Origin of the sequence: Nocardioides sp. NBC_00850, assembly GCF_045207335.1 — a bacterium.
Lineage (GTDB): Bacteria > Actinomycetota > Actinomycetes > Propionibacteriales > Nocardioidaceae > Nocardioides.
This window is the reverse complement of the sequence record NZ_CP108845.1, coordinates 854,449-871,059: the sequence shown is the minus strand read 5'-3', so window position 1 is coordinate 871,059 and position 16,611 is coordinate 854,449. Positions and strand designations below refer to the sequence as shown.

The following is a 16,611-nucleotide window of genomic DNA, read 5'->3' as shown; positions in this document are numbered from 1 at the left end:
TGCTGTTGTGGTTTGGACCCGCCAGCCGCCACGCCTTCCCAAACGCGACGGCCAGCGGGCGAATGTGGGGCGTGTTCACAGGCCTGCCGCCTTGCCGCGACAGATGGAGCACACTGGGGTGGAGAGGTCGGGGTAGTCCCATGACCAGCGGCTTCCCGCGTTGGGCTGGCCGCACAGGGTGAGATCGGCGTTGAGTCCGGCCAGGTGCGCCGGGTCGGACCCGTCACCGATCCACACGAGGTAGAGGCTCACGCTGATCACGCGGCCCACGGGTCTGCGATCGCCGGGATGTATTCCGCGCCGATGACCCGGACCCAGCACGGCATCTCCCGCGAGCCCTCGGTCACCCAGCCCTGCCAGGCGCGCTCGTGAAAGGTGCCCTCGCTCTGGGTCGCCTCGAACGTGCGGCCCTTCCCTTCCCGCAGGCTGAGCGACTTAGACAATGCCTCGGCGGCCTCCCAGCCCTCGGCGTGGACCTGGAGCTCGACTGCCTTGAGTGGGCCGTAGTAGTCGTCACCGACCTCCAGGCGATGCGTCCCGACACGGATGTCGATCAGGTCGACCTCGGGGAGCAAGATCAGCAGCTCCGCGACCCAAGCCGCCTCGTGCGATCGCATCAGGCAGCCGCCTTCGACCCAGCAGCGCCACCGTTGGCGGCAGGCTTGCGACCCGCGCCGGGCTCGGTCATCCCCAGAGCGGTGAGGGTCCACTCGATGCGGGAGAAGTCGCCCTCTCGCTTGACGTAGTAGCCCACCTCGAGCTCGGTGAACTCGACCGGGATGATCGGCAGCCCGGTGTCGTTACGCGGGGGGACCGGCTGGACCTTGTCGAGGATCTTGACGTTGACGGTCTTCTGGTGCTTCTTCGCGTTCGGGTCCGTGTCCAGGACCGGGACCGTCCAGACCAGCAGGCCGGTGTCCTGGTCTCGCTTCTGCGGCCGGGGTTGACCCTTGGCCGGGGCGGGGGCATCGAAGTCGGCCACCGGGGTGACGTCTCCCACCACGAACGCGCCGTTGGGGAAGAACTGCTCGGTCGTCATCTGCATCTTCTGCGGCATCGCCATTGCTTGATCTCCTTGTTCGAGTAGCGACCTATTCACTACTGCATAACCACGACTATGCACGAGTGAATAGTCCGAGTCAAGCGTTGATCCCGCGACAGCGCGATTTGGGTCGAAAGGCCCTAGGTGGTCAGCTCGGCCGGCGGAGTGCCGCGACCGCGAAGAATGCGGCTCCGACCAGCAAGAACGCACCAGCCACGACAAGCGGCGTCGTCAGGTCGCCAGCCTGTGCCACTCCTCCGCCAATGAGTGATCCGAGTGCAGCCGACCCGATGCCGACGACTCGCGTTCCGGCTGTGATGCGGCCAAGGAGGTGGTCCGGCGTGAGGCTTTGGCGGGCAGTTCCGCCGACAACGCTTACAACAGTCGAGACCAGGCCGACTGCCACAAGGAGCGTGCCGGTGAGCCACACGCTCGGAGTCGCCAGCATCAGCAGCCAGCCCGCCGACTGCACCACCAAGCAGATGGCGTACGTCGCCATGACGGAGAGGCGCACGTGCAGACGTGGACCGAGCCATCCGCCGACGAGACCACCAACGGCGAGCATCGCCAGGAGGACGCCGAAGGCCCCCGGCTTCAGTCCCAGATGCTCGGTGGCGAACAGGACGAACGTCGCGAACGCGATGTTGTAGCCCAGGTTGTACGTACCCATCCCGAGCGTGAGCATCCGCAGTTGAGCGTGCTTGATCAGGTAGACACCACCAGTCTTGACCGCTTGAAGCACCGGCTCCGCAGGATGCTCGCTCGCTGGCGCACCAAGACCGCGAATACCAACTAGGAGCAGCGCCGACGCGAGGAACGTAAGTACGTTCAGGCCGAGCGGCAGCATCACGGCCACTGCGAAGAGAGCGCTTCCGAGCGGCGGACCGAGCAGGGAGCGACCGAGGATGTCCAGGGTCCAGAAGCGGCCATTGGCCCGGGCGAGTGTTGCCGGATCGCGCCCAGCGAGGATCGGGATGCCTGCCTGCGCCGCTGGATCGAAGAAGCATCCAGCGCAGGCGATCAAGAAGACGATCACGGCCAGTGCTCCGACCGAGAGCAGATCAAGTGCCACGCCAGCCACCAGGGCGGCGAGCAGAACAACCCGGATCAGGTCAGCCGCGACCATCACTTGCCGTCGGGGCCAGCGATCCACAAGTGCGCCAGCTGGCAAGCCGACAACGAACCAGGCCGCGTACGTCGAGGCAGCTACTACTGAGACCCAGAAGGGATCGTTGGTCAGCGTTGTCGCTAGAAGCGGGACGGCAGCGCTCACCGCTCCCTGGCCGACCATCGAGACACCGGTAGAGGCCAGCAGTCGACGCAGCCCGCGCGGACTATTGGTCGACTGCTGAGCCTCCACCGACGTTGTCACCGGCTCAGAGCATCCATCGTGAACTCGCCGTTGCTGACGCCCTGGAGGAACGCCTTCCACTCGTGCTCGTTGAACTCGAGGACCGGCCCCTCACCATTGGCCTTGGTATCGCGAACGCCGATAGCGCCGTCCACCATGGCGACCTCGACACAGCCGCCCGAGTCCGAACCGGTGCTCTTGCGCCAGTTCGCGTTCTGCCACTTCTCATCCATCGTGTGCTCCTATCTCCCGTCCGCTCCGCAACTCACGAAGGGACCGCTCTAGATACTGCCGCGACGCCTCAACGCTGAGAGCGTCCTGCTGCAGCCGATCGAAGACTGACCCGTAGGCGGTTACGTCGACCTCGTCAGACAGGTACGTATCCGCCGTCTGAGACTCCAGCATGATCACCGCGGGTTTGTCACTGCTGAACTCATAAACCAAGAAACCGCCGACCGTCATCGCGGCCGCGTCGCTCCCAAGCGGAAGAATCCGCAGGTCAACCAGGTTCACGTCCGTATCAATCAGGCTCTGCAGCTGCTCGATCATTACCGAACGACCGCCCGCCCAGCGCATCAAGGCACGAGCGTCGAGAACAACCTCGTATCGGCCGGGCGTGCTCGACTTGAATGCCTCTTGCCGGGCCATTCGCCTTTCAGCAATCGCTGCCGACTCGGCGAAGCCCATCGCCTCAGCCACCGACCGAGCGTAGGCCCGTGTCTGCAGGAGGCCGGGGACGATTACCGCTTGGTACTGCCGCAACCGCTCCACCCGCTGTTCAACCGCCTGAATCTCACCTTGACGCCGACGAGTCCCACCGGCCCGAACCACCCACGCTCCGGCCATGCCCTCACGACGCGCAACGGTCGCGAGCAGCTCCGCCCGCACTTCCTCAGGCGAGCCGTAGTAATCGAGCAGCGTTGCGATCTCTTCGAGCGATGCCGCGAACCGCCCCGTCTCCACCCGGGAGATCTTCGGTTGCGACCACCCCAGGGCGCGCGCGACCTCGGAGCCAGACAGCCCCGCATCTTCGCGAAACCGCCGAAGCTCTGCCCCTAAGCGCACAAGCACCGCGTCCGTCACTGACTCACCTCCTGATTCATATGTGCATAGCCAGCCTAGCGGTTCACTACTTCCAGCAACAGAACGTTCGCCCTGGGGTGTGTGCGCGTTTGGGTTCATCGAACATGTGTTCGATACTTTAGGCGTGTCGGCCAACCCTCCCAAGAACGACGCCTGGCCCGAGCCCAGGCACTGGCTGCACGTCTGGGTGCATCGCCAACGCCGGAACTACCCGCCACCCATGCCCGGCCTCGTGCTCAAGTGGGAGAAGCACAAGGGCAGGTGGCGTGCCTGGGTGATCTGGGTCGACACCACGTACGCCGCACCAGAGATCCGACACGCCTGGCTTCCCATCAACGAGATTCGGCCAGCGAAGAGCGACATCAACGTGTGGAACGACCGGTGGCGGTGACTACCAAAGATTAGGCACGCCCACGCAGGGCGGTCTGGATTCCGTGACGAACCTTCTAGCGTCCGCGGTCATGGATCCCTCTGCCCTCGGCGGCGCGCTGATCGCCCTATCAGGTGCGTTCGTACTCCAATCCATCGTGGTGCCCTGGGTCGATGCCAAGAAACGCCGGGAGCAACGCTGGGAGGATGACGTCCACGCTCTGGGTGAGCTCATGACGTTCGACCTCCGCAGGGCAGTTGATGCGCTGACCCACGAACTCAGCGTGCTGGCGATCTTGCAGGCGACGGACGAGAGGATTCGCCCTGGGTGGATCGAACTGACGACCGCCCCTCAAGCCAGCGTGAAGGTGGCCGCTGCCGAACTCGCTGGCGTACGGGTTCGTCTGGACTGGCTGAGGGGCCGTGTTGGTGCCCTGGCGCCTGACAATTCTCAGAGCAAAGACTTCGTTAGTCGCTCCCGGCTTCTCTCAGTCCAGTTGATCGGCCTCACCACGTTGGAGTGGAAGGCCGAGCCCAGGCCGGATGTCGACGAGCGGCTCACCACCGAAGAGGTCGATGAGGCCAGGCACCGGATCGAAGAGTCGATCGGCACGGTTCTCAGTGCAGTCACGACGTTTGGCACCAGCCGCCCGCTACGAACCTCGCCGCGAGCGCGAGTGTCGCGCCTTGTTCAAGGCCTGCGCCGCGGTTGAAAGGAACCCCCTTGCCTGCGCGCGCGTGATCGTCCGCCGCGTCCCTCATTTCGTACTCCCACCTCGGCTGCTGCGTATCCAGCCCTACCTATGTAGTATTAGACCTATGAAGCTTACCCATGCGCTCGTGCTCGTTGCGGTCGCCATCCTGGAGATGGATCAGGAGGACGACGGTCGCCTCTGGGGCTATGCCTTGTCGAAGAAGTCAGGCGTCAGATCCGGTGTGCTGTATCCGCAGTTGGATCGGATGATGACCAGTGGCTGGATCGAAGATCACTGGGAGTCACAGGAGAAGGCAAGAAAGCGTCCGCCTCGGCGTTATTACACCCTTACAGACGAGGGACGTGCGAACCTCGGATCTGTCGTGCGGCGAGCACAGCGCGAGCCACGGTTCGCGTCGCTGAACGTGGGTCGCGCGTGATGACGGAGCTACTCAGCGTGAACGGGTCCCTTGGAGCCCTCGCCGTCGCTCTCCTTGTCTTCGGATTCGCGCCGGGGCTTTTCCTCGCCGCGATCGTGAAACTCCTCCACCCAGACGACCCACGCAGGCGTGAACTCCAGGCGGAGCTGTACGCCGTGCCGCGATGGGAGAGGCCGTTCTGGGTCGCCGAGCAGTTCGAGGTGGCGCTGCGGGAGGGACTGTTTCCGAACGTGCAGTGGTACTTCGGCCGCTGGATCTGGCACCGATCCACGATTGAATCCGGCCTCGACTTTCACAATGAGTTCCCTGACACCTTCGACGTCCCGGAGGACGAACTCAAGGAGATGCTTCGCCCTGGCGACCGAGCGAAACTCATGTGGTCGGTGAAGCGATTCCCGGGCGAACGGATGTGGGTGACGATCACCGAGCGCAACGGCAAGGACCTCGTCGGCACGCTCGACAACGACCCGATCTTCGTGCACCTCACCTACGGCGACACCGTGAAGTTTCAGATCGACGACATCATCGACTGCATCTTGGCCGACGCAGCGGAGGAGATCGGAGACGGCAGCGCAGCGTGACCCGGGATCGTGAGAACTTTCTCTACTGACTCAAGGCGCGCTCCGCGCGCTGGCCCGCCGCCGGCGGGCCAGGGACCCCCGCGCTCCGGGCATGCGGCCTGGCGGCCGGTCCCTACGCGCACCCCCGTCCCGCCGGCACCGGGCAAAACGAGAAGAGCGCCCAGTCCGTAGACCAAGCGCTCTCATTCACACTCCCGCGGTAGCTCCGACCCGCTAATGTCCTCGCCCATGCCACGCTTCCAGCTGCTCGACTGGCTCCTCGTCTTCGCCGGGTCCATGCTCATCCTTCTTGGCGCATACCTCGGGACCCCTGGATTCGACTGGATGAAGTGGTGCGGTGGTGGCTTCATCGTTGTCGCCGTCATACACGCAGACGCGACCCGGAGGAATGACCCGAAGTCGTGACGCAAGGTCGCGTACGGATCCCGACACGTCGGCGAAAGTCCTCACGACGGCCGCCAGGCACGGCAAGATGCCGGCGACGAGGGGGAGGTGGGCGCTGCTGCCGGTGGCGACACTCCCCGCGACGCTTCTAGGCTCTAGTACGTTGGGCAGCGTGGGGGCAAGCCCCCAGACCCCCGCCAAGGGGGCCAAGTGCCGGACAGGGTTGCGCTCCGCCCCCGCGATACGGACAGACGCTCGTGCCTGACAAACTGCCTGACAACGTTCGACAATCAGCGCCATCAACGATGGACGAACACGGACGTTCGGCCGCCTGCGAGTCGAACGATTGTTCGGTGGCATTGTCGTTTGCAAGCAGGGGGTTAGGGGTTCGAGTCCCCTATGCTCCACCAGGATTCGAGGCCGCTGAGTGAGCATCCGTCTCAGCAGCGAGGTCTACACCGAGACCTCACCGACTCATCAGGTCAACGAAGACTTCGTGCTCGCCGGGCAGGACTTCGTCATCGTGCTCGACGGTGCGACACCGGTCCCCGGGCTCGAGAACGGATGCATCCACGACGTGCCGTGGCTGGTGCGTCATCTCGGCCTCCATCTGGCCGAAGGACTCATCGCTCCTGGCGACGCCAGCCTGGTGAACATCCTCGAGGGTGCGATCCGTCGAGTCTGCGAGGCTCATGCCGGCACCTGCGATCTCGACGACCCGAACAGTCCGTCCTCGACGGTCGCGCTCCTCCGCCTCCGTGGCGAGCGCGCGGACTATCTGGTCCTGGCGGACTCGTCGGTTGTGTTCCGGATGACCGACGGCAGCATCCTCCCGATCACGGACGACCGGCTCGACCACCTCGACGACTACTCGGTCGCCGGGTTCGGCGCAGTTCGCAACACCGCTGAGGGGTTCTGGGTCGCCAGCACCAAGCCGGAGGCCGCGCGACAGGCTGTCACCGGCAGCGTCGACCTCGGCTCGCGCTCGGTCCATTCCGTCGCTGTACTGACCGACGGTGCCGCGACGCTCGTCGAGAGGCATGGCCGGACGTGGGCCGAGCTCTTCGCCATCCTCGACCTCGGTCCGGAGGAGCTGGTGCGGCGTACGCGGGAAGCCGACGAGGCCGCCACGGCCGAGTTTCGGGGGAAGCGGCACGACGATGCGACCGCCGTGCTGTGTCACCTCGTCGACAGCGAGATCCCCTGACGCCTGCGTCGGGCTACGAAAGCAGGGCGGCGTACGTCGGTCGCAGCTCGTCGGTGCGGTCCTTGACGTGCTGGACGACGCGGGCGGAGGCCTCCTCGGTCATGGGCGACGGGCCCGTGTCGAGGAGGTCGGCGAGCTCGTCCAGGCAGACGTGCCAACCGACGGCGGTGTCCGTGTTGCCGGTGGGGCTGCCGAGCCAGGTCGTGAAGGTGAGGCGAGTGCCGTCGTCGGTGGGCTCGAGGTCGAAGCGGAGCAGGTCGGTCAGGTCCTCGCGACCGTCCATCCCCCAGGTGAACTCGAAGGTCCGAGGCGGGTCCCAGACCCGCAGCTCCCCTTCCGAGACGTAGCTGTCCGGGTCGACGCCCATCTCCTCGATCGCCTCGGTGGTGCTCGCCAACTCCAGGCCCTCGGGCCAGAACGGAAGGCTCAGTCGCGCCCCGGCAGTACGCTCACCGACGATGTCGGTCGGGAACCAGTGCCGCAGGCCGTCCGTCTCAGTCAGGGCCCGCCACACCTTCTCGGGTGAGTGGCGGAGCAGGCGTACGTAGCGAAGACCCCTCCGCTCGCCTTCGAGAAGCACCTCGCCCATGGGTCCGGTCGTCGTGGTCATCTTTCAGTCCTCCTTGTGGTCAGGGTCGTCGAGCTGGTCCAGGTGACGCTCGAGCGCATCGAGACGGTCGGCCCACATCCGGCGGTACGGCGCCAGCCACTCCTCCAGCTCGCGGAGCCGCTCGGGACGCAGCCGGTAGTGACGGCGCGGTCCGTCGATGCGTACGTGAACCAGATCCGCCTCACCCAGTGTCCGCAGGTGCTTGGACACGTTGGGCTGGGCGAGCCCGAGGGTCTCCACCAGCTCACCCACCCCCATCTCGCGCTGACAGAGCAGGTCGAGGATCTGCCGACGGGTCGGGTCGGCGATCACGCTGAAGACGTCTCGGGTGGGCACGCCTCAAATATGCCTTGAGGGGAATATGCCTGTCAAGGCATGTTAGGACAGCAGATCGTTGACCACCAGGCCGACCGTCGCAACGGCGGACAGGGCCGCGAGCACCCACAGAACGGTCGACCCGTGTCCGGACAGCAGAGCGGGCCGGGGCGGTTGGGTGAGGGAAGCGGGAGGTGAGATCCGGCGCTCCTGCTCGTCGCCCATCCAGTCGATGTCGTCCCGTTCATCTCCGTCGGGAGCGCCGCCCGGGTAGGCGGAGCCGGGCGTCACGGCCGGCCGCGAAGAGGGGCGGAGCCAAGGCTCCTGGAGGCCCTGAGCAGCCGCGGGTGCCTTCCGTTCCGTCAGGGCAAGCAGCTGCTCGGTATCGGCGGCGAGCGCCGCGTCCAGGTGAACACGCGCCGGATGTCCCTCGGGAAGGTCTTTGAGCAGCTGGATGTATCGCTCGATCCGGCTGAGGAGACGGGCTCGGCGACTGCCGTTCTTGAATATCCAGGCGAGGCACGCGAGTGCCACCGCGAAGAGTCCCGAGATGACCGCTGCACCCATGGGTCGGAGCGTAGTGGGCGGGAGTGCATCCCGCTATCCAACTGCGATCGCGATCAGCGCGACCGCGGGCAGGACGGCGGACGCGATGGTGCCTCTGACGCTGCCGCCGCGTGGGAGCCAGTATCCGAGGGCGTCGGCGATCCCCATGAACAACGACGCGAGCAGCATGTAGATGGAGGTCACGACCACGACGGTGACACCGGTGGACTCGTCGCCGAAGTTCACCATCCAGAGACCGGCGAGCGTGCCGACGCCGGCGAGGGCGTTGCGGGCGCCGATGCAGAAGGACCACAGGTGGACGTTGCGGATGCCGTTCGGCTCGATCCCGAGGAACCGCTGGACCTCGGGGCGGTGGATGAAGAATGCCTCGAAGGGAAAGACGGCGATGAGGATCAGGGCGGAGATGCCGGCACTGAGCTGCGCGACTGCGTTCATGGGACCTGCTCGGGACGGGCCTCGGCGGGTGAGGCTGTGGAGAATCGTGGAAGCAACACGCGTCCGGCGGAGCCCCGTGAACAGACGGCTGTGTCTGGACACCGGAGAGCGATATAGTCAGTCTTACTGACTATATTGACCAGGGTGCCGCACAGTGTCAAGGGGTTCGATGGACGTCGCAACGCTCATGCTCATCGCCTATCGGGCGATGGACGAACGGGTCATCTCCGCGATGCGGGACGCCGGCTACGACATCACCGTCGCGCAGGCCCGGCTGGCCCAGCGGATCGCCGAGGACGGCTCGCGCCTGGTCGACCTGGCCGAGCAGGCCCAGGTCACCAAGCAGACCGCGAGCGTGCTGGTCGCGGCGCTGGAGAGCAAGGGGCTCGTCGAGCGGGTCCCGGACCCGGTCGACGGCCGGGCGCGCCTGATCAGGTTCACGGCAGCGGGGCAGGATGCCGCTGACCGCGCTCGTGAGGTGGTGATGAGCGTCGAGCAGGAGTGGAACGACCACCTCGGCCCCCGCCTGGCGTCAGCCCTGCGGGAGGCGCTCACCTCGCTGCGCGAGCTCGTCGATCCGTATCAGTGATGCTCAGCCGATGGTGGCCAGCAGGAGGAAGAGCCCGAGGACGTAGAGGGCGACCGCGAGTACGCCTCCGGCGACCACGACCAGGACGGCGAGCTTCCCGCGGGCCAGGCGGACGATCCCCCAGATGCCGAAGACCAGCCAGCAGATCCACGGGGTGAAGACCATCACCGCGACGCCGATGTTGATCATCGTGTCGTTGCAGGTCTCGGAGCATCCGTCGCTGGCCATGATGGAGAACAGGCCGAAGAAACTCCCCATGGCGCATCCACCGACACCGAGCAAGATCAGGACGACGGTCAGCACCTGGTCGGCCGTCGAGCCGCCGAATCCCGCCGTTGTCCTCGGAGGTGGTCCCGGCGGATTCGTCGCTGTCATGGGGGTCAGAATAGAGGTCCGGATGGGCTGCGTAGGGCTTCCAAACCCGCGCCAGACGGGCAAATCCCGGTAACTGGTAGACCGCAAGGTAGATACATTCCCTAAACAGGTTCACAGCGATTGCGCAAGGGGCCTAATACCTATCGTCTCGATATTTGGACCTATCACTCGTTTGAATTCCGTACGGCGGAACAAAGTGGTCTCGAACTTAGGAAACCCTTTGGTGCGGGCGCCAGAAAACGCTTCTGACGAACCCCTCCACCGCAAAGTCCGAGAGGTCAATGTCGTGGGCGCAGAGTCCGTAGTCACCCGGGTCGAGATGACCCCAGCAGAGTCGCAGGCCGCAGCCGAGCTGTCGCAGTCCTTGCTCGCCCGGTTCGGGAGCCCGGTCTCCTCGGAGTTCCTCGAGACCGCGCCGTTCCTCGGCGGCGAGCTTCCCGACAGCGTCGCCAAGGCGATCCGCGCGTTCCGCTACGGCGATGCGACCGACGCCCTGGTGGTCAGCGGGCTCCCGGTGACCGCCGGACCGACGCCGCCGCACTGGAACCACCCCGACGCCCAGGCGCCGCACATGGCCGACTTCTGGCTCGCCCTGATCATGGCCCAGCTCGGCGACGCCGTCTCCTGGTCCTCGCTGCAGGGTGGCCAGCTGGTCAACAACATCCTCCCGATCCAGAAGCAGGAGAGCCTGCAGACCGGGCACAGCAGCGACGTCGTGCTCGACCTGCACATCGAGGACGCGTTCAGCAACCTTCGCTGCGATCACCTCGGGCTGATCTCGCTGCGCAACGAGGACATGATCCCGACCACCGCGGTCGGCATCAGCTCGATCGACGTGACCGGCCCTGAGTACGCTCCGCTGTTCGAGCCGCGCTACGTCATCCACCCCGACGACGAGCACCTGCGCAACCTCCGCGAGGCCGGCGTCAACGAGCGCGAGCTGCTCGCCGCGCCGACCGCTGTTCTCTCCGGCTCGCCCCAGGCTCCCGATGTCCGGCTCGACCCGCCCTACATGGCGGCTCTGCCGGGTGACGTCGAGGCCGACCGGGCGCTCCAGCTGCTCATCATGGAGCTCTCCGCGAACGTCGAGGACGTCGCGCTGGCCCCCGGCGAGATCCTCATCGTCGACAACCACCGTGCTCTGCACGGCCGTAAGCCCTTCACGGCTCGCTACGACGGCACCGACCGTTGGCTCCGCCGCCTCACGACCGTCAAGGACCTGCGCCGCAGTCGGGTCGCTCGGTCCGAGGCCTCCTCGCGGATCATCGACCCGGTGCTCGAGCCTCTTCCCGCATCCCTTGAGCTCACAGGCGCTGGTCGCTGACGCTCGGGATCAAGGAGGCCGCAGGCGCGTTCCGCCTGCGGCCTCCATCTATTTCGTGACGCACACCGTGACAGGGATCGGGAATACTCGTTGGGGTGAACGTGAGGCGATGGGGCATGTGCGTGCTGGCCGTTGGGCTGGCCCTTGCGCTGGTCGGCTGCGGGGACGACAGCGCGCCGAAGAAGCCGGAAGCGGCGGCGTCGGAGGACACCTACCCCGTGTACGCCGCGACCATGGGCCCCGTCGAGGCAGCCATGACGTTCGTGCCGGAGGGCGCGAAGACGCTGGCGGTGACCGACTACGACGAGGTGAAGTCGCTCTTCGGGCTCGACGACGTCACCAGCCGGTCTAGCCCCGCGGACCAGAGCGACCTGTGGAACCGGGCCGACAAGGAGGCCGCCCAGGTCAGCGGTGGTGTGCTTCGCGGGGTCGACCAGCGTCTGCGCGACACCTACAAGTGGGGCGCGGCCGATGTCATCTGGGAGGCCAGGTTCACCGGCGGCGGCAAGGACGGGTACGTCATCAAGGTCGCCGACCGGGTCAAGCCCGGACCGGCGATCAAGGCGGGCGTTGGCCCGCTGAAGGGCGCGAAGTTCCACCCGGAGACCCACCTGATCACCAAGAACACCGCAAGCCCGGACGTGGAGAACTGGGCGGCGCAGGAGGTGATGGTCGCCGTCGCCGGAGGCCCCGCCACCTCGACGTACGTCGTCAAGGGCTGCGCCGAGGGTGGGCCGAAGGAGAAGACCCGGCTGGCGCCGGTCGAGGCCTACTCGGTCGAGTTCGGCGGCGGGCTGGCCACCCTGCGTCTCGGCGAGGACCGTGACGACCTGTTCGTCCGGTTGAAGCTGGGCGATCGGGCCGCGGCGTACAAGAAGGTCTTCACCAACGGTGTCGCCGATCCGGCCACGGGGCGGATCGGGTTCCGGGTGACGAACCCGGTGACCGCGGCCACCCTGGTCACCAGCGAACCCGTCCCGTTCGCGGTCTGCGACTGAGGGGCCGTACTCTGGGAGTGCTATGGCCGCCCAGACCAGTCCCCCGCGCAGTGCATATCCACTTGGGATCTTCTCCCCCAGGTTGTGGGGTGCGCATGCGCTGGTGGTGATCTTCGTGACCGGCGCGGTCTTGCTAGGGGTGTGGCAGTACGAGTCGAGCCAGCAGGACAAGCAGGACCAGGTCGCGGAGCTGGTGCACGCGAAGCCGAAGGCGTTCACCGACCTGATCGGACCCAACGACGCCTTCCCTTGGGAGCAGATCGGCCGCCCCGTGACCGTCTCCGGGATCTGGATGCCCGAGGAGACCATCTTCATCGACGGGATGGAGCGAGGCTCTCAGGTCGGCTTCTGGGCCGTCACACCGGTGCTCGTCGAAGACACCGAGTCGGCGGTCTACGTGGTGCGCGGCTGGACCCCTGAGGTCGGCAGCGCACCGCCCGCGCCGCGCGGCCACGTCACCGTCACCGGCTGGCTGCAGCCCAGCGACTGGACCGACGTCGCCGACGACCGCAAGTCCGACAACGTCTTCCCGCAGCTGGATGTCTCCGACCTGATCTCGCGCACCAGCTACGACCTCTACAGCGCCTACATGGTGCGCTCGCCGGTCGAGAACAACTGGCCGGCCAGCTCGATGCCGGTCAACGACGGTGCAACGGACGTCGCCGACGTGCCTGCCCCGCAGCTGCCCGAGCCGGAGGCCACGACGGGGCTGCGCAACCTCCTCTACGCCATCGAGTGGTGGCTGTTCGGAGTCTTCGGGATCTACGTGTGGTGGCGCTACGTGCGCGACACCCTCCGCCCCCGCCCCGACGAGGATGACAAAGAAGACCCTGAGAAAACCACTCAGGATCTGCGCGTACGCTCAGACGCGTGAACAAGCTGTTCGGCACCTACAAGGTGCTTGCGTACGTCGTGGGTGTGCTGCTGCTCGTCGGCACGATCTCCTCGCTGTTCAAGTATCTGCTCCCCGAGGGCACCGCCCTGCAGTCCTTCGGCGAGGCGATGACGCCGCTGTGGGTCGCGCACGGCTGGATCTTCATCATCTACGTGATCGTCGCCTTCCTGCTGACCCAGAAGGCCCGCTGGACGATCCCCGAGTTCCTGCTGATGATGATCGCCGGCCTGATCCCCGGCCTGATCTTCTGGGTCGAGCGCCGCGTCGCTGCCCGGATCGCTCCGAAGCTCGCTGACGCGGCCTCCTGACCTCAGGTCCACGACCGACACTGTGGGAGGATCGAGGAGTTACATCCCGTACCAATCCCAATGTCGGAAGGGCAGGTCATGGCTGACCAGAAGGCCATCCTCCACACCAATCACGGTGACATCACGATCACCTTGTTCCCCAACCATGCTCCGGAGACGGTCGCCAACTTCGTCGGCCTCGCCACGGGGACCAAGGAGTACACGGACGACGCCGGCCGCTCCGGCGTTCCCTACTACGACGGTCTCGGCTTCCACCGCGTCATCGAGGGGTTCATGATCCAGGGCGGTTGCCCCCTGGGCACGGGTACGGGCGGCCCGGGCTACACCTTCAAGGACGAGCCGCACCCCGAGCTCACCTTCGACAAGCCCTACCTGCTCGCGATGGCCAACGCCGGTCCCGGCACCAACGGGTCGCAGTTCTTCATCACCACCGGCCAGGCGCCGTGGCTGAACTTCAAGCACACCATCTTCGGTGAGGTCGCCGACGAGGAGTCGAAGAAGGCCGTCGACTCGATCTCCGGCACCAAGACGGGTGCGATGGACCGCCCGGTCGAGCCTGTCGTCATCGAGACGGTCGAGATCGTCTAGTTGTCCGACTCGACCCCGGTCGGGGTGCCGGTCTGCTACCGCCACCCCGACCGTGAGACGCATATTCGCTGTCAGCGCTGCAGCAGGCCCATCTGCCCTGACTGCATGACGCCCGCCTCGGTCGGCTTCCAGTGCCCCGAGTGCTTGCGTGAGGGTCACAAGTCCGTACGCCAGCCCAAGCGCTTCACCGGCGCGCGGGTCGGGTTCCGGGCACTCCCGGTGACCTTCTCGCTCATCGGCGCCAACGTCCTGGTCTGGCTGAGCATCATCCTGACCGGTGGATCCGGGTCGAGGATCGCCGACTTCATCGCGATCCGGCTGCAGGGCTACTGCCTCACGCCCGATGGTGGGTTCGCGGTGCCGAACGATGTCTGCCGGGCGAGTGGCTACACCTGGATGCCAGGAGTCGACGACGGCGCGGTCTGGCAGGTGCTGACGTCGATGTTCACCCACGTCTCGATCATCCACCTGGCCGTGAACATGCTGTCGCTCTACATGCTCGGCTCGTTCCTCGAGCCGATCGTGGGCCGGCTGCGGTTCCTGGTCTTCTACCTGATCTCCGGCCTGGCAGGCTCCGCCCTGGTGGTCTGGGCGTCGGCACCCGCCGGCTCGACCGTCGGCGCCTCCGGCGCGATCTTCGGCCTGCTGGGCGTCCTGGTGGTGCTCTTCGTCAGGGCCGGGCAGTCGCTCGCCCCGCTGCTGCCGGTGCTCCTGATCAACGCGGGGATCACCTTCTTCGGCAACGGCATCTCCTGGCAGGGGCACGTCGGCGGCTTCGTCGGCGGTCTCGTTGTCGCGTGGATCTACACCTCGCTCCGCGCCGACCGGAAGGCGCCGTTGCAATGGGCTGCCCTGGGTGCCTTCACGTTGGCATTGCTTGCCCTGATCGGCGTACGGATCCTGGTGTTCTGACGCCTTCGCGGTAGGTGTTTTCGGGGCGTTTTCACCGCGTGGACAAATCCACAGGTGTGGATGGCCCTGTGGAGAACTACATCCGTGTAACGCAAAGCGGCGCAAACCAAAGGTTTGCGCCGCTTTCGTCGTCTAACGAGAGGGTCACTCCCACTTCGTGGCGAAGGTGAAGCCCACCGCCATGAAGCCGATGCCGACCAGGAGGTTCTTCTGACCCAGGTCGTTGAAGACCCAGATCTTGTCCAGGTGGTCGTTGGCGAAGACGTAGAAGACGCAGATCCAGATCAGGCCGATCACGAAGCAGCCGAGCATGCCGACCACGACGCCGCGGCCGCGGCCCAGCGGGGTCTTCGGGTGGGCGGCGACGGCCAGGCCCAGGAAGAGCAGGACGAAGCCGATCAGGTAGTTCCACCCCTCGAGCTTCTGCACCGGCTTCGGCCCGGTGAAGTCGCCACCGACCTCGTTGGGGCGGACCCCGATGTAGTAGTAGGCGATCCAGCCGATGCCGAGGGCGATCAGCAGCAGGGCGACCCCGAAGCGGGGAGTGAAGATCGGCTCCTTGGGAAGGTCGAGATCACTCTTCTTCGAGAGCTTGAGCTTGGCCACGGGTGATGCTCCTCAGACAAATGTGATTGCTGCGCATACCCTAATGGTCGTGAGCTCCGGAACCCAGGGTAACCCCACCTCTAAACCAAAGCGCTGGTCCCGCGTGACCTCCTGGAGGCTTGGTACGCCCATCGTGGTGCTGCTCTGTGGCGGCCTCCTCGCGGTGAGCTTCGTGAACGCCGACGGCACCGACCTGCGTCCGGGCCGCTACGAGGACCTGGCGACGCTCGTCGACGGCGAGCGGTTCCGCTACAACCGGCTCGAGGCCCAGCTGGCCGACCTGCAGAGCGAGGTGGACCAGCTCACCAGCGGGGTCTCCGACAAGGACGTCAAGAAGCTGCAGCACCAGTCGGCGCGGCTGGCCGACCCCGCCGGCACCTCCGACCACAGCGGTCCCGGTATGCAGATCGTGCTGGGTGACGCGCCCTCGGAGGTCCAGGAGAGCTACACGGGTGAGGACCCCAACTCGCTCGTCGTGCACCAGCAGGACATCCAGGCCGTCGTCAACGCGCTCTGGGCCGGTGGCGCCGAGGCGATCACCATCGCCGGCAAGCGGATCATCACCACCACCGGCATCAAGTGCTCCGGCAGCACGGTGCAACTCGACGGCGTCCCCTACCCCCAGCCGTACGTCATCGAGGCGGTCGGCGACCCCGACCGGCTGCAGGCCGCGATCGACCGCGACAACCACGTGCAGAACTACCGGGCCGACGCCCGCGACCCCAACGTCCAGATCGGCTGGTTCCTCAAGCCGCTGACGTACCTCACCGCTCCGGCGTACGACGGCCTGCTCGACGTGAAATACGCGAAGCCCCTGCCTCAGGAGGACTGAGAGGCCGCTCCGCTGGTCGAGCCGCCGGAGCCGCTAGGCGGAGGCGTGTCGAGACCAACACAGTCACCTGTCGCGCTCGACTGGACTGTGTTGGTCTCGACACCGC

Annotated in this window: 26 protein-coding genes; 14 read left to right on the top strand and 12 right to left on the bottom strand. The window is 66.1% G+C overall.

Annotation, left to right across the window (positions count from 1 at the left end):
• Positions 1-75: 75 nt before the first annotated feature.
• The 6 genes from OH802_RS04190 to OH802_RS04165 form a co-directional block, all read right to left on the bottom strand.
• Entirely contained in the window at positions 76-252 is a 177-nt protein-coding gene (locus OH802_RS04190; RefSeq protein ID WP_176883732.1) for a hypothetical protein, read from the bottom strand.
• Between the two features lie 5 nt (positions 253-257).
• Positions 258-617 carry a hypothetical protein gene (locus OH802_RS04185; RefSeq protein ID WP_406025400.1) on the bottom strand — a complete coding sequence of 120 codons (360 nt, stop codon included), beginning with the start codon at positions 615-617 and terminating at the stop codon, positions 258-260.
• Positions 617-1,063: a plasmid replication, integration and excision activator gene (locus OH802_RS04180; protein ID WP_406025398.1), complete on the bottom strand. Its 447-nt coding sequence runs from the start codon at positions 1,061-1,063 to the stop codon at positions 617-619. Before OH802_RS04180 ends, OH802_RS04185 begins: the two co-directional genes overlap by 1 nt.
• A gap of 127 nt (positions 1,064-1,190) precedes the next feature.
• Positions 1,191-2,414, bottom strand: coding sequence for an MFS transporter (locus OH802_RS04175; protein WP_406025396.1), 1,224 nt, complete (start codon positions 2,412-2,414; stop codon positions 1,191-1,193).
• The gene (locus OH802_RS04170; RefSeq protein WP_406025394.1) at positions 2,411-2,626 is read right to left on the bottom strand and encodes a DUF397 domain-containing protein; all 216 of its coding nucleotides are present in this window, start codon (positions 2,624-2,626) and stop codon (positions 2,411-2,413) included. Before OH802_RS04170 ends, OH802_RS04175 begins: the two co-directional genes overlap by 4 nt.
• Positions 2,619-3,476: a helix-turn-helix domain-containing protein gene (locus tag OH802_RS04165; RefSeq protein WP_406025392.1), complete on the bottom strand. Its 858-nt coding sequence runs from the start codon at positions 3,474-3,476 to the stop codon at positions 2,619-2,621. Before OH802_RS04165 ends, OH802_RS04170 begins: the two co-directional genes overlap by 8 nt.
• Positions 3,477-3,600: 124 nt before the next feature.
• Here OH802_RS04165 and OH802_RS04160 point away from each other — a divergent pair, with 124 nt between their 5' ends.
• The 6 genes from OH802_RS04160 to OH802_RS04135 all read left to right on the top strand — a co-directional run bounded on the left by OH802_RS04160 (position 3,601) and on the right by OH802_RS04135 (position 7,151).
• On the top strand, positions 3,601-3,867 hold the full coding sequence (locus OH802_RS04160) for a hypothetical protein (protein ID WP_406025390.1): 267 nt from the start codon (positions 3,601-3,603) through the stop codon (positions 3,865-3,867).
• Positions 3,868-3,937: 70 nt separating this feature from the next.
• Positions 3,938-4,558 carry a hypothetical protein gene (locus OH802_RS04155; protein WP_406025388.1) on the top strand — a complete coding sequence of 207 codons (621 nt, stop codon included), beginning with the start codon at positions 3,938-3,940 and terminating at the stop codon, positions 4,556-4,558.
• A gap of 106 nt (positions 4,559-4,664) precedes the next feature.
• Entirely contained in the window at positions 4,665-4,979 is a 315-nt protein-coding gene (locus OH802_RS04150; protein WP_406025386.1) for a PadR family transcriptional regulator, read from the top strand.
• Positions 4,979-5,560: a DUF2314 domain-containing protein gene (locus OH802_RS04145; RefSeq protein WP_406025384.1), complete on the top strand. Its 582-nt coding sequence runs from the start codon at positions 4,979-4,981 to the stop codon at positions 5,558-5,560. Before OH802_RS04150 ends, OH802_RS04145 begins: the two co-directional genes overlap by 1 nt.
• A 228-nt stretch (positions 5,561-5,788) precedes the next feature.
• A complete protein-coding gene (locus OH802_RS04140) occupies positions 5,789-5,965 on the top strand; it encodes a hypothetical protein (RefSeq protein WP_406025382.1) in 177 nt (58 codons plus the stop codon).
• A gap of 406 nt (positions 5,966-6,371) precedes the next feature.
• A complete protein-coding gene (locus OH802_RS04135; protein ID WP_406025380.1) occupies positions 6,372-7,151 on the top strand; it encodes a protein phosphatase 2C domain-containing protein in 780 nt (259 codons plus the stop codon).
• Positions 7,152-7,164: 13 nt separating this feature from the next.
• Here OH802_RS04135 and OH802_RS04130 read toward each other — a convergent pair whose 3' ends face one another.
• Genes OH802_RS04130 through OH802_RS04115 form a run of 4 tightly spaced genes read right to left on the bottom strand, consistent with a single transcriptional unit; the run spans position 7,165 to position 9,078 of the window.
• Positions 7,165-7,761, bottom strand: a complete 597-nt coding sequence (locus OH802_RS04130; RefSeq protein WP_406025378.1) for an SRPBCC domain-containing protein — start codon at positions 7,759-7,761, stop codon at positions 7,165-7,167.
• 3 nt (positions 7,762-7,764) lie between these two features.
• Positions 7,765-8,097, bottom strand: a complete 333-nt coding sequence (locus tag OH802_RS04125; protein ID WP_160026093.1) for a metalloregulator ArsR/SmtB family transcription factor — start codon at positions 8,095-8,097, stop codon at positions 7,765-7,767.
• A 42-nt stretch (positions 8,098-8,139) separates the two neighbouring features.
• The gene (locus OH802_RS04120; RefSeq protein WP_406025376.1) at positions 8,140-8,643 is read right to left on the bottom strand and encodes a hypothetical protein; all 504 of its coding nucleotides are present in this window, start codon (positions 8,641-8,643) and stop codon (positions 8,140-8,142) included.
• 33 nt (positions 8,644-8,676) lie between these two features.
• Positions 8,677-9,078 carry a DUF1304 family protein gene (locus OH802_RS04115; protein WP_406025374.1) on the bottom strand — a complete coding sequence of 134 codons (402 nt, stop codon included), beginning with the start codon at positions 9,076-9,078 and terminating at the stop codon, positions 8,677-8,679.
• Between the two features lie 169 nt (positions 9,079-9,247).
• Between OH802_RS04115 and OH802_RS04110 the strand changes: the two genes are divergently transcribed.
• Positions 9,248-9,667, top strand: coding sequence for a MarR family winged helix-turn-helix transcriptional regulator (locus OH802_RS04110; protein ID WP_406025372.1), 420 nt, complete (start codon positions 9,248-9,250; stop codon positions 9,665-9,667).
• Positions 9,668-9,670: 3 nt separating this feature from the next.
• Here the strand turns inward: OH802_RS04110 and OH802_RS04105 are convergent, their stop codons facing one another.
• The gene (locus OH802_RS04105; protein WP_406025370.1) at positions 9,671-10,042 is read right to left on the bottom strand and encodes a hypothetical protein; all 372 of its coding nucleotides are present in this window, start codon (positions 10,040-10,042) and stop codon (positions 9,671-9,673) included.
• Positions 10,043-10,328: 286 nt separating this feature from the next.
• Here OH802_RS04105 and OH802_RS04100 point away from each other — a divergent pair, with 286 nt between their 5' ends.
• From OH802_RS04100 to OH802_RS04075, 6 genes are all read left to right on the top strand, one after another.
• Entirely contained in the window at positions 10,329-11,366 is a 1,038-nt protein-coding gene (locus OH802_RS04100; RefSeq protein ID WP_406025368.1) for a TauD/TfdA family dioxygenase, read from the top strand.
• A 95-nt stretch (positions 11,367-11,461) separates the two neighbouring features.
• A complete protein-coding gene (locus OH802_RS04095; RefSeq protein WP_406025366.1) occupies positions 11,462-12,364 on the top strand; it encodes a hypothetical protein in 903 nt (300 codons plus the stop codon).
• A gap of 22 nt (positions 12,365-12,386) precedes the next feature.
• Positions 12,387-13,238, top strand: a complete 852-nt coding sequence (locus OH802_RS04090; protein WP_406025364.1) for an SURF1 family protein — start codon at positions 12,387-12,389, stop codon at positions 13,236-13,238.
• On the top strand, positions 13,235-13,567 hold the full coding sequence (locus tag OH802_RS04085; RefSeq protein WP_406025362.1) for a DUF3817 domain-containing protein: 333 nt from the start codon (positions 13,235-13,237) through the stop codon (positions 13,565-13,567). The genes OH802_RS04090 and OH802_RS04085 overlap by 4 nt, the downstream gene beginning before the upstream one ends.
• A 78-nt stretch (positions 13,568-13,645) precedes the next feature.
• Positions 13,646-14,155 (top strand): peptidylprolyl isomerase, encoded by a 510-nt coding sequence (locus tag OH802_RS04080; RefSeq protein ID WP_378816232.1) that lies wholly within the window; start codon positions 13,646-13,648, stop codon positions 14,153-14,155.
• Positions 14,156-14,260: 105 nt separating this feature from the next.
• Positions 14,261-15,067 (top strand): rhomboid family intramembrane serine protease, encoded by an 807-nt coding sequence (locus OH802_RS04075; protein WP_406025359.1) that lies wholly within the window; start codon positions 14,261-14,263, stop codon positions 15,065-15,067.
• A gap of 144 nt (positions 15,068-15,211) precedes the next feature.
• Here the strand turns inward: OH802_RS04075 and OH802_RS04070 are convergent, their stop codons facing one another.
• Positions 15,212-15,673 carry a cell division protein CrgA gene (locus OH802_RS04070; protein WP_355232457.1) on the bottom strand — a complete coding sequence of 154 codons (462 nt, stop codon included), beginning with the start codon at positions 15,671-15,673 and terminating at the stop codon, positions 15,212-15,214.
• 103 nt (positions 15,674-15,776) lie between these two features.
• Between OH802_RS04070 and OH802_RS04065 the strand changes: the two genes are divergently transcribed.
• The gene (locus tag OH802_RS04065; protein WP_406025357.1) at positions 15,777-16,505 is read left to right on the top strand and encodes a DUF881 domain-containing protein; all 729 of its coding nucleotides are present in this window, start codon (positions 15,777-15,779) and stop codon (positions 16,503-16,505) included.
• Positions 16,506-16,611: the final 106 nt, after the last annotated feature.